The 9,830-nt window shown below is 68.7% G+C and carries 8 protein-coding genes; 2 read left to right on the forward strand and 6 right to left on the reverse strand.

Translation table 11 applies throughout. The features are described from left to right. Nucleotides 1-61: 61 nt before the first annotated feature. Complete coding sequence (locus ACGF13_RS28320) at nt 62-592, forward strand: SUKH-4 family immunity protein (protein WP_392880268.1); 531 nt, start codon at nt 62-64, stop codon at nt 590-592. Nucleotides 593-1,157: 565 nt separating this feature from the next. Here the strand turns inward: ACGF13_RS28320 and ACGF13_RS28325 are convergent. Continuing rightward, nucleotides 1,158-1,490: a hypothetical protein gene (locus ACGF13_RS28325; RefSeq protein WP_392880270.1), complete on the reverse strand. Its 333-nt coding sequence runs from the start codon at nt 1,488-1,490 to the stop codon at nt 1,158-1,160. A 378-nt stretch (nt 1,491-1,868) separates the two neighbouring features. Between ACGF13_RS28325 and ACGF13_RS28330 the strand changes: the two genes are divergently transcribed. After that, a complete protein-coding gene (locus tag ACGF13_RS28330; RefSeq protein ID WP_392880272.1) occupies nt 1,869-2,270 on the forward strand; it encodes a YccF domain-containing protein in 402 nt (133 codons plus the stop codon). A 224-nt stretch (nt 2,271-2,494) separates the two neighbouring features. On the opposite strand, the gene ACGF13_RS28335 is transcribed toward ACGF13_RS28330, so the two are convergent. The 5 genes from ACGF13_RS28335 to ACGF13_RS28355 form a co-directional block, all read right to left on the reverse strand. Beyond that, the gene (locus ACGF13_RS28335) at nt 2,495-3,139 is read right to left on the reverse strand and encodes a response regulator (protein WP_380452078.1); all 645 of its coding nucleotides are present in this window, start codon (nt 3,137-3,139) and stop codon (nt 2,495-2,497) included. Next, entirely contained in the window at nt 3,103-4,410 is a 1,308-nt protein-coding gene (locus tag ACGF13_RS28340; RefSeq protein WP_392880275.1) for a sensor histidine kinase, read from the reverse strand. The genes ACGF13_RS28335 and ACGF13_RS28340 overlap by 37 nt, the downstream gene beginning before the upstream one ends. A gap of 338 nt (nt 4,411-4,748) precedes the next feature. Then, nucleotides 4,749-7,259 carry an ABC transporter permease gene (locus tag ACGF13_RS28345; RefSeq protein ID WP_392880278.1) on the reverse strand — a complete coding sequence of 837 codons (2,511 nt, stop codon included), beginning with the start codon at nt 7,257-7,259 and terminating at the stop codon, nt 4,749-4,751. Further along, entirely contained in the window at nt 7,259-8,059 is an 801-nt protein-coding gene (locus ACGF13_RS28350) for an ABC transporter ATP-binding protein (RefSeq protein ID WP_380452069.1), read from the reverse strand. Before ACGF13_RS28350 ends, ACGF13_RS28345 begins: the two co-directional genes overlap by 1 nt. A gap of 233 nt (nt 8,060-8,292) precedes the next feature. Then, on the reverse strand, nt 8,293-9,830 hold a 1,538-nt coding region (locus ACGF13_RS28355), incomplete at its 5' end, for an alpha/beta fold hydrolase (protein ID WP_392880281.1).

A 9,830-nucleotide genomic window follows, 5' to 3' on the forward strand; every position in this document is an offset into this window, starting at 1 on the left:
AGACGCCGCCCCAGAGGGAAGCGCAAGAACGGCATAGCCGGAGAGAAGGAGCTAATCAAGCATGGGCACCATGCGAGACCGGACACGCGAGATCCTGGCACTACCCCTCGATAGGGTCGTTGCCTCGGCGGACCAGGAGATGGTCAAAGACACAACAGCCCTGGACAAGTGGGTCGTTCCGAGGCCCGATCTCAAGGCCCTTCGGGAATGGGGGTTGCCACTACTGGAAGATTACCACCTCGTTTCTCATATTCACGAGGGAGGCCAGCCAGAAGAGCTGGATGACGGCCGAAAATACTACAGTCTCGGAACCTTCACCAACTTCGAAGTGGTAGCAGCAAGCCCCTCCGGAGAGGTCTGGGGCCTGCCGCTGATCGACTGGTTTCCGGTCGACTATTTCATTAATTCTTCAATCGCGGGCTACATTGAATCATCGTGGCGATGGTATCGAATCTCACAAATCGTTTACGCCGAGGACAGCATCGAACGCCACGCCTGCCTGCAAGATTTTTTCGATTTCATCGCAATGCATGACCCCAAGGTTGCATCGTCTCAAAAATCCTTGTGGCATATGATTCTCCTAACTGTCTAGCTTCACCCTGATATATCTTGCCCCACATTTACCGCGAGTCACCATTGCCGTTTAGTGGCCGCCAGAGGGGCTTGATGCAATAGGCTGCTTGTAGATTTTCTCTACAACAGCTACTGCTGGACGGACGGACCGAGCCCCTCTCTGGGCTCTCTATTGGGGCAAGGTGCGCTCTTGGCCTTGCCCCAATAGAGTTCTCGCAGTCACCCCGACCGGCACGAGCTGCTCACCACCTGGGCAACAAGCGAAGGCTCGCTCACCACCCAGGTAGCCGCCCTCCCGACCGAGGCCGACACCTCCGTCCTGCTGGGCTTGGCCCGCGCGCTCGGCCACCTGTCGAATGCCGCCTGGCGCACCTACACCCACCCCGCCATCGCCGCCGGCTCCCTGGAGCCCAATACCGAGGGCTGGCGAGTGGCTGGCTGCCGCAAGGGGTGCGAAAGAGATCGTCCGAGCTATCGGCCCGGGAGCCTTCGCACAGGATGGATTCCGGGAAACATTCATCGACGATATCGGGATTGGAGATTACCCCACGGCCGGCCGCCGAACAGGTGGCCAGCCACACCACCTAGGCGTTCAACGTGGGCCTGTTCACCGGCACGATGAGCTCCGACTCGGCGGCCGCAACATCACGGATCAGCTGAGCCCAATCCGTGTGCGCGCGCCAGGGTTTCTCCATCATGTGTCCGGTCCACTCGACCAGGTCGGCCCACATCAATCGGTTCGTGGGGATCGAGTCGAGGTCCCCGGTACTGTCGGGGTCGCACGCGGTGTGGCGCGCCTGCCACGCCACCTTCGCCGGGTACAGCATTACGGCCCTGCCGCTGTAGACCACAGCCTTGGTTCCCAGCGCCGGCTTGGCGTGTTCCGCCTCCCATGCCACCCCGGTCGGCAGCGCCATGGCGTGCCCACCCCGCCGAGCGTCCGGGACGATGCTGACCCGGAGATGTGCAGCCCTCCCGCCAGCCACAGCAGCGCGTGCCCCAACTCGTGTGCTGCGGTCGTGGCGAGCGCCTGTTCCTCCGTCAGCTCCATCAGCTCCCGGGTGCTGACTTCCCCGCCCCGAAGCGCTCCGGCACCAGCAGCACCGGGAACCGCGACACCAGTCGCCGCCGCACACCCGGCCCTCCTTGGCAAGCGCCGAGACCAGCGGAGTCTCTGTCCGGGACTACGCCCCGGACCGATCCCTGAGGAACGGCCCCTAAGGGCGTGGACACGCTCGCCGACGGGCATGGCACGGTCGTAGTGCAACGCCATCAGCCGTGAGAAGGTATCCAGCATGAGTGCAATAAGGTTCATCCTCAATGTCATCTGGCTGATTTTCTGCGGCATTTGGATGGCTCTTGCCTACGTGCTCGCCGGAATCATCTGCTGCGTACTCATCATCACGATCCCGTTCGGCATCGCGTCGTTCCGGCTGGCCGGGTTCATCCTGTGGCCGTTCGGGCGGACGGCGGTGGAGCGGCCCGACGCGGGGCCGGCGTCCTGCGTGGGGAACGTCATCTGGCTGGTGTTCGCCGGCTGGTGGCTGGCTCTCGGGCACCTGATCACGAGCATCCCGCTGTTCCTGTCGATCATCGGCATCCCCTTCGGGTGGGCCAACCTGAAGATGATCCCGGTCTCGCTGATGCCGCTCGGCCGCGAGATCGTGCCGACCGACCAGGAGTGGGGCGCGCGGTAACCGTCACGGACGTCGATGGCCGGCGAGGGCAGCAAGCCCTCGCCGGCCATCAGTGTTCGCACCGTTCGGGCCCGCGTCAGCTTCCGCCGGAAGCGCGCCGTGCTGAGCGTCCGGACGCGATCCCGTTGGCGATCGCCTCCACGCCGGTGAGCGGCGACCGAGCAGCGGCGGCCACTCCAGCTTCCTCCCGGCGCGACCGGCCGGACAGGGCCTCGTGCGTCCACTCAGGCGTTGAGGTAGGCGAGGACCGCCAGGACGCGCCGGTTGCTGTCGCTGTCCGGGGGCAGCATGAGCTTGACGAAGATGCTCGAGATGTGCTTGGCCGCCGCACCCTCGGTGATGACGAGACGTTGTGCGATGGCGGTGTTGGAGCAGCCCTCGGCCATCAGCTCCAGGACGCTGCGCTCTCGTACCGTGAGTGCGGCGAGCGGTTCGTCGCGTGCGTGGCTCACCATCAGTTGGGAGACCACGGAGGGGTCCATGGCGGTACCGCCGGCGGCGACCCGGCGGATCGCGTCGATGAACTGCTCGTTGTCGAAGACGCTGTCCTTGAGCAGGTAACCGATGCCGCCGGTGCCGTCGGCGAGCAGCTCCCTGGCGTACATCTGCTCGACGTGCTGGGAGAGCACGAGGATCGGGAGTTTGGGGATCTCACGCCTGGCCTGCAGGGCGGCCTTGAGGCCTTCGGTGGTGAAGGTCGGCGGCAGCCGGACGTCGACGATCAGGATGTCGGGACGATGCCTGGCGGCGGCTTCGAGCAGGTCGGGACCGTTGTCGACGGCCGCCACGGTCTCGAAGCCGTAGGCGTCCAGGAGTTGGATCAGCCCCTGCCTCAGGAGGAAGAGGTCTTCAGCGAGGACAACACGCACGGTATCTCCATCTTGATTGCGGTCGGACCACCCAGCGGGCTACTGATGTCGAGGGTTCCGTCGAAGGTGGCCAGCCGCCGGCGGATGCCGTGCAGACCGGTTCCCGCGGTGGCGTCGGCACCACCGCGGCCGTCGTCGATGACCCGGGCGTGCAGCACGGCGCCGTCGTGCCAGGCGCTGACCTCGACGTGCTCGGCGCCGGAGTACTTCAGGGCGTTGGTCAGCAGCTCGGACACCGCGAAGTACAGGGCGGATTCGAGCGGTGGCGGCACCTCGCCCGGGATGCTCACCGTCACCTCGACCCGGAGCGGGCTGGCCAGGCCGAGGGCGCGCAGCGCGTCGGCCAGGCCGCGTTCGGCGAGGATCGGCGGGTGGATGCCGCGCACCAGGTCGCGCAGCTCACGCAGGGCCGAGATGGAGGAGGTGCGGGCGTCGCGCAGCAGCCTGCGGGCCTCGTCCGATTCGCTGCCGAGATGGCGTTCGAGCGCCCCGAGGGTCATGCCGAGGCTGACCAGCCTGGCCTGGGCACCGTCGTGCAGGTCGCGTTCGATCCGGCGCAGTTCGGCGGCGGCCGCGTCCAGGGCACCGGATCGGGTCTCGGCCAGGTGCAGGACCCGGACGGTGAGTCGGGAGCGCTCCGTGGGGCCGAGCAGCAGGCGGGTGAAGTACGCGTGCGCGGTGAGGAAGGCCGGGCTATACCACACCCAGACGACGAAGAGCGCCGCTGCCGCCAGCGCGCCCAGGGCGGCGGTGGGTTGGCTCTGGATCGGGACGAAGAAGTACTCGCGCCCGGTGCCCTGCGCCCGCAGGATGGGCCGCCACAGGCCGCAGGCCAGCGCAAACCCCTCGAGGACGTAGTAGAGCACCACGGCGGGCAGGAAACCGATCATGCCGACGACCGAGTTGAGCAGCAGCCAGAGCAGGTCCCGCCAGCTGGCCGGATCGGTCAGAATCCATTTGCAGCGGCGGATCCAGCCGACGATGTCCTTCTCGAACTCCTGGGGCTCCGGCCGGTAGGGAACGGCGATCTCGATTCCCGATCGGGCGGCCACCCGCCGGTTGGCGTTGCACAGCCAGCGGACCCACTTGGTCACGATCGGCAGCATCACCGCGCCGATACCGATGACGAAGAGGATCACGAAATAGGCGGTGATCAGGAACAGGCAGACCGAGAGCATGGCGCCCAGCGCGATCAGCACCCCTACCACCAGGTCGGTGCCGGCCCGGCGGAGTCGGGCGGGGAACTCGTGCAGGCCGTTCCTGATGTTCACCAGGTCTCGCTCAGGCCCGCGCAGAGGGATGTGGCCCGGCGGGATATGGGCAAGGCCTCCGGATCCGCGGCTCGGTCGATGGATGGGTCGAAGGAAGGGCGGTAAGCGAAGTACACCTGAGCGATCGTCCATCCGTGACAGCAGTGATCCCGCGAGCCCGTCCGACAAGTACGTACAGGACGTAGCCACCGGTCGTGCTCGCGGGTTTTTTCGATCGGCGCCACGTTACTAAAACTCAACGAGCCGTGACGAGTTGACCGACCGGCGGTCGGCCGGGAAACGGCTGTGGGGCCGCTCCTCCGTCCGGGGGTGACGGAAGAGCGGCCCCGGCGTGCCGGTCAGGCGGACCTGGCCGTTTCGATCGGCGGCGTCCGCATGCCCCTCCAGGAGGGGAACAGGGTCGCGCCGAAGATCAGGACGAGCGCGCCGCCGATGATCGCGAGGTAGATGCCGATCGAGCCCTTCGGCAGGATCGAGTCGGCCTTCACCAGGCTGTACGGGACGATCGTGGTCGCCGAGGAGATGGTGCCCAGGATGGTCGCGATGACGGCGACCAGGGCGCCTTCGACGCTCAGCATGCCCAGCACCTGGGCCTTGGTGGAGCCGGTCAGACGCTGGAGACCGAACTCGCCCTGGCGCTTGCGGGTCACCGCCACCAGGCTGTTGATCACGGTGATCGCCGCGTAGCCGACGATCATGGCGACGATGGTGTAGTTCGAGGAGACCAGGATCTGCTGGATCTGGTTGTTGGAGCTGGTCAGCGTGGAACGGTCGGCGATCGCGGTGCCGGGCACCGTGGCCGCCACGCCGTCGAGGTGGGACTGGATCTGGGCGTGGTCGGCGCTGCCGTCCGCCTTGACGAGGATCTTGGTCGGCAGGCCGGTGGTGGTGTGCGGGGCCAGCACGTCGGAGGGCAGCAGCAGGTACTGCTCCTGGGGGTTGTCGGCGTAGGTGGCCACGACCTTGGGGTCGGCGGCGGTGCCGTCACCGAAGTGGATCTTCAGGTTGTCCCCGATGCGGACGCCGAAGTCCTTCGCCTGCTTGTCCGACAGGGCAACCGTGTTGCCCTTCAGGTCGCCGATCGATCCGTTCAGCGAGTCGAGCGCGATGGTCTGCTGGACACCGTTGGCCGAGACGCCACGCAGGTCCATGGTGTTGCCGCTGCCTGCGGCGTCCACGAAGCCGATGGAGCTGACCAGTTCGGAGACGCCGGACACGCCCGGGATGGAGCTGACCGAGCCGACCACGCCCGGCGCGAAGCCGCCGGTCGAGGAGTCGAGCACGTAGTCGGCCAGCACGTTGCTCTCGTAGCTCTTGGCGGAGACGGTGTCCTCGGTGGCCTGCATGTACAGGGTGCCGTTGGCGATGCCGATCAGCAGGATGATCGGAGCCACCGCGCCCGCCATCCGGACGTTGTTGGTGGTGGCGTTGCGCAGCGCCATGTACCCGGACAGTCCGGAGAACGCGCGGACGGGCCAACGGAGCGCCACCACGATCGCCTTGGTGATCCCCGGGGCGAGCAGCGCCACGCCGATCGCGAACAGGACCGAGGCCGGTCCCGCGGTGCTCGCCAGGGTCGGACCGTCGGTCATCACCGTGACCGTGACGACCGACAGCGTGACGCCGTTGAGCATGAAGAACAGCGCCAGCAGCAGGCGGGTGGTGGTGAGCCACTTGGTCTGCAGGGTGCTCTCGGCCATCGCCGCGACCGGCTCGGTCTTCGCGGCCTTGCGCCCCGCGAACAGCGCCGCGCCCATGGCGGCCGCGATCGCCGCGAAGGCGCCGACCGTGATCGGGATCCAGCCCTCGCGGAAGATGATCTCCTTGGACACCACGCCGTTGCCGGTCAGCTGCCCGTACAGCAGCTTGCCGACGACGAGGCCGGGGGCGATCGCCAGGGCGGTGGCGATCACCGACAGCACGGCGGTCTCACCGAGGATCATCCGGCGCACCTGCCGGGAGGTGGTGCCGATCGCCCGCAGCAGGGCCATCTCGTGCGCCCGCTGCTGGAGCGAGAGCCCGAGCGTGGAGGCGACACCGAACATCACGATCAGGACCGCCCAGCTGCCGAAGATCGCCGCCAGGATGGTCACGGTCCGCTGGCTGGAGAGCGTGCCCGGCAGGTCGGCCAGGCCGCGCCGCTCGCCGGTGAGCACCATCGCCTTGCCGCTGACCGCCGAACTCACGGCCTGCTCCAGCGCAGCAACGTCGACACCGGCCGCCGGCTGCACCCCGATGGAGTCGAACTTGCCCTTGGAGTCGGCCAGTTGCTGCGCCTGGGCATCGGAGAAGAACAGGCTCGGCTGGATCGTCTCGCCGGTGGTCTGGTGGGCGATGCCGGAGACCGTGAAGGTCCGGGCAGCGCCGTGCACGGTCAGCTGCACGCTGGAGCCGACGCCGGCGCCCGAATCTGCCGACAGCTTCGCGTCGAGGACCACCTGGCCGTTGCCCGGGGCCACGCCCTGGGTCAGCGTGAACGGGGTCAACCCGGCGCCGGACCAGTTGTGGCCCTTCGAGCCGGCGTCGACCGCCTTGCCGCCCACCACCACGGTCGCGGGGAAGGACAGGTCGGTGATCGCGCTGCCGACGCCGGGAACCGCCTTGACCGTGTCGAGCACACTCGGGTCGATCCGGTTGCGCTCGGTCAGCGCGGTGTCGTCGTAGGTCTGCTGACCGGTCACCACGATCGGCACCCCGGCCAGGCGCTGCGGCGGGGCCGCCATCCGGACGCCGGTCTCCATCAGGCCACCGCAGGCCATCACGATCGCGGCACCCAGGAACATCGCCACGAAGGTGGCGATGAACCCGGTCTTACGGAACTTCAGTGTGCGCAGGGCCAGTAGCAGCATCAGCGGCCACCCCCCGACAGGGCGGAGGAGGGCTCGAAGTTCTCGTCGTCCCAGGCGCCGAGCCGGGTCATCCGCGCGGCGACGGCCTCGGCGGTCGGCTGGTACAGCTCGCCGACGAAGCGGCCGTCCGCGAGGAAGACCACGCGGTCGGCGTAGGAGGCGGCCACCGGGTCGTGGGTGACCATGACCAGGGTCTGCCCGCCGGCGGTCACCGACTCGCGCAGCAGGCCGAGCACGGCCGCGGCGGTACGGGTGTCCAGGGCGCCGGTCGGCTCGTCGGCGAAGACCACGGCGGGCCGGGTCACCAGGGCTCGCGCGATCGCCACGCGCTGCTGCTGGCCGCCGGAGAGCTGGCCGGGCAGGTGGTCGAGCCGGTCGGCCAGACCGACCCGGTTGACCACCATCAGGATCTGGCTCTTGTTCGGACGCTTGCCGGCCAGCTGGAGCGGCAGCACGATGTTCTGCATCACCGTCAGGGCCGGAAGCAGGTTGAACGACTGGAAGATGAAGCCGATCCGGTCGCGGCGCAGCTTGGTGAGCCGCACCTCGTCCAGGTCCGCGAGGTTGGTGTCACCGACCAGCACCTTGCCCGAAGTGGGCTTGACCAGACCGGCGGCGCAGTGCAGGAAGGTGCTCTTGCCCGATCCCGAGGGGCCCATCACGGCCGTGAAGCTGCCGGTGTCGAAGGTCATGCTCAGTCTCTTGAGCGCGGCCACCTCGTTGTCGCCTTTGCCGTAGATCTTCTCGACCGCTTCCAGCCGGACGGCCACTGCCTGCTGACCGCTCTCCTGAGTCTGCACTGGAACTCCCACCCGGTTAATCACGCACCTCACGCGAACTGGTATCAACGGTAGAAGCGGCGGCGGTTCGGCACATTGGCATTGCTTGGCGTATCCGAGGTAGAACTTTCTCCCCCTCGGTGGCGGATGTTCTACCACCACCGCAAGCCGCTTCCGGGAACACCAAGGGCGCGGAACCGATGGCCCGCGCCCCTGGTCACCGGGCCCCTGACGGCAGGGCCGGCGAGTAACGGTCAGCTTTCGAGGGTTCCGAGCGTCGAAAGCCAGTCGTCGACCGCCTCTGCCACCACCGGCGCCGACTCCTCCAGGATGGTGAAGTGGGTGCCGGGCACCTCCCGCAGCAGGTGCTCGCCGCTCCACGAGGCTCGCCAGTCCTCGGTGCCGGGCGCGTCGGTGAAGGACTGCGCCGGGCGGACGAAGAGCACCGGGGCCGACAGCGCTCCCGGCAGGCAGTCCACGATCAGGTCGCTGTAGCGGCTCATCGCGGCAAGCCTGGCGGCGCTGAACCGGCCGAAGGAGGACTCCCGGTCCAGCATGCCCCGGAACATCTGCGGCCAGAGTTCGTCCTGGCCCTCGCCGCCGGGCAGGTAGGTGTCCAGCAGGACGACCCCGGCCGCCGGGGTGCCCGCCTTCTCCAACACCTCGGCGGTGGCGTGCGCGAACTGGCCGCCGGACGAGTAGCCGACCAGGACGAAGGGCTCCCCCGCCGCCATGGCCGGCAGGCCTTCGACGAAGACGTCGAGCACGGCGTCCACCGAGCGCGGCAGCGCCTCCCCGGGGCCGAACCCCGGCACCGGCGGCACCACCACCTCGCGGCGGCCACGGAAGTGCGAGGCGAACCGGGCGTACTGGTGGGCGCCGCCGAGCGCCATCGGGGAGGGGAAGCAGATCAGCTTGGGTCCCCGCTCCCCCTGGGCGAGGCGGACCGGCTCGGCCAGACGCTCCAGTTCGGCCGCCGAGGAGAAGTCGGGCAGGATCTCGGCGACCGCGTCGAGCAGCGCCATCCCCTTCGTCATCCGGCCCTCGGCGGCGGCCCGGCGCAGCAGCCCGCTGATCGACTCCAGGTCCTCGGCAGCGTCCTCGGCGCCGCCGTCGACAGCGCCGTCGGCGCCGGCCCCGGCGAGCCCGGACCCGCCGTGGGCCAGCTCGGTTCGCAGGTGGGCGGCCAGGTCGGCCGGGGTGCGGTGGTCGAAGACCACGCCGGCGGACAGGGCCAGCCCGGTGGCCGCGGAGAGGGCGATGCGCAGTTCGGTGCCGGAGACCGAGTCCATCCCTGCCTCCAGGAAGCCGACCTCCGGCTCGATCGCCTCCGCGGAGGAGTGGCCGAGGATGGCGGCGCTCTGCGAGCGGACCAACTCGACCAGCAGCTCCTGCTGTTCGGACTCGCCGACCCCGGCGAGGCGCGCGCGCAGCGGCGCCACCTCCCCCGCCCCGGCCTGCTGGTCGGGGGTGTCGAGCGCGCCGACGACCAGCGGGACGTCCGCCGCCAGCCAGTACCGCTGGTGCTGGAAGGCGTACGTCGGCAGCTCCGCCCGCCCGGCACCGGGGAAGACCGCCTGCCAGTCGGGAGCCAGGCCGTCCACGTAGAGCTGGGCCAGCCCCGTCAGCAGGGTGACGCTCTCCGAGCCGAGCCGGCGGCCGAGCGGGACGAACGCCGTGTCCGGCGCCTGGACGCTCTCGCGGGCCAGCCCGGTCAGCACCGCGTCGGGGCCCAGCTCCACGAAACGGGTGACGCCCGCGGCCTCCAGCGCCCGGACACCGTCGTGGAAGC

The sequence above is a fragment of the Kitasatospora sp. NPDC048286 genome (assembly GCF_043201735.1).
Taxonomy (GTDB): Bacteria; Actinomycetota; Actinomycetes; order Streptomycetales; family Streptomycetaceae; genus Kitasatospora.